1 protein-coding gene is annotated in these 1140 nt (G+C 50.4%); it reads left to right on the top strand.

The features are described 5' to 3' along the window. Positions 1 to 314: 314 nt before the first annotated feature. Entirely contained in the window at positions 315 to 830 is a 516-nt protein-coding gene (locus QEH59_RS18550; RefSeq protein WP_308986878.1) for a hypothetical protein, read from the top strand. Positions 831 to 1140 lie beyond the last annotated feature (310 nt).

The following is a 1140-nucleotide window of genomic DNA, read 5'->3' as shown; positions in this document are numbered from 1 at the left end:
GCCATCCAAAACTTATTAGATCCTTTTCATTCAAAGTACAGATATTGTTGCTGGCTTATCATATTTTTAATATGCAATGGCATTGTCACAAGTGACAGCCCTACGTTTTACACGCATCCACACTTGCTGATATTCTCGATAAAGCTGCTTAAGTCAGTGCCATTCTGACATGACCCGTTTTAAGCTCCTAATTGCTGAAACGGAATCCCAAGCCCGTGAAAAGCTGAATCTTTATATTTTGCGCGCGCTTCCATTCTTCAGCTTCGTCAAAACCAACTTAACGATTCGCGATTCGCGAATAGTGTATCACCCTAATGATCAAGCCACAAGACATCATAGTCGCGCTCAACATGTGTCAAAGCGCCCCCTTCTCCAGCTACGCTGAAAAGGCGCTAGCGCTGGGAATGAGCGCCTCCGAAGTGCATGCTGCGGAACGTCGACTAGTCGAATCGAGGCTGTTGAACCCGATGGATAAATCCATTCAGAAGAAGGCATTCTTAAATTTCCTGGTGCATGGTGTGCCCTATGCCTTCGCAGTCGCTCCGAAGGAAATGACTCGTGGGATGCCGACAGCTTGGGCCGCACCCGCTTTAGCCAATCAATTTGCCGGCTCCAATCAGCCCATCCCTGTCTGGCCCGACCCAAATGGCGATATGCAAGGCGTCGCCATCAAGCCACTCTATCGCAGCGCCCCACAAGCGGCTCGCAACAACCCAGAACTTTACGAGCTACTTGCCCTCGTCGATGCACTACGCACTGGCCGCGCGCGCGAACGTAAGCTCGCGGAAAAACTCTTAGAAGAAAAACTAAAACGACATGCCACCGCTTAACATAGGCGCCCTCCGTGCGGTTGCCTCAAAACTGGATCCAAAACTCAGACGCGACACGCTGCCTCTCAAACCATGGATTGACTCATGCAAGCGATAAGTTTTTCGTTTACACTGTTCGCTAATATTTAGGGTTCGTCATGATTCAATCTTTCGCAGACCCCGACACACAAGCGCTTTTCCAGACGGAGAAGAATCGAAGGTTTGCTGCGATCGGGCGCGTTGCCCTGCGGAAGCTCATTCAAATGAACCGAGCCAGAGACCTCGCGGATTTATCGGTGCCGCCAGGAAACCGTCTGGAAGCACTCAAAGG

It is taken from the genome of Thalassobacterium sedimentorum (assembly GCF_031127905.1).
GTDB lineage: Bacteria > Verrucomicrobiota > Verrucomicrobiia > Opitutales > Coraliomargaritaceae > Thalassobacterium > Thalassobacterium sedimentorum.
This window is presented reverse-complemented; position numbering and strand designations above follow the sequence as displayed.

Bases quoted from the DNA above. Each gene is read 5' to 3' on its own strand.
- QEH59_RS18550 (WP_308986878.1), top strand. From the start codon at position 315: ATGATCAAGCCACAAGACATCATAGTCGCGCTCAACATGTGTCAAAGC.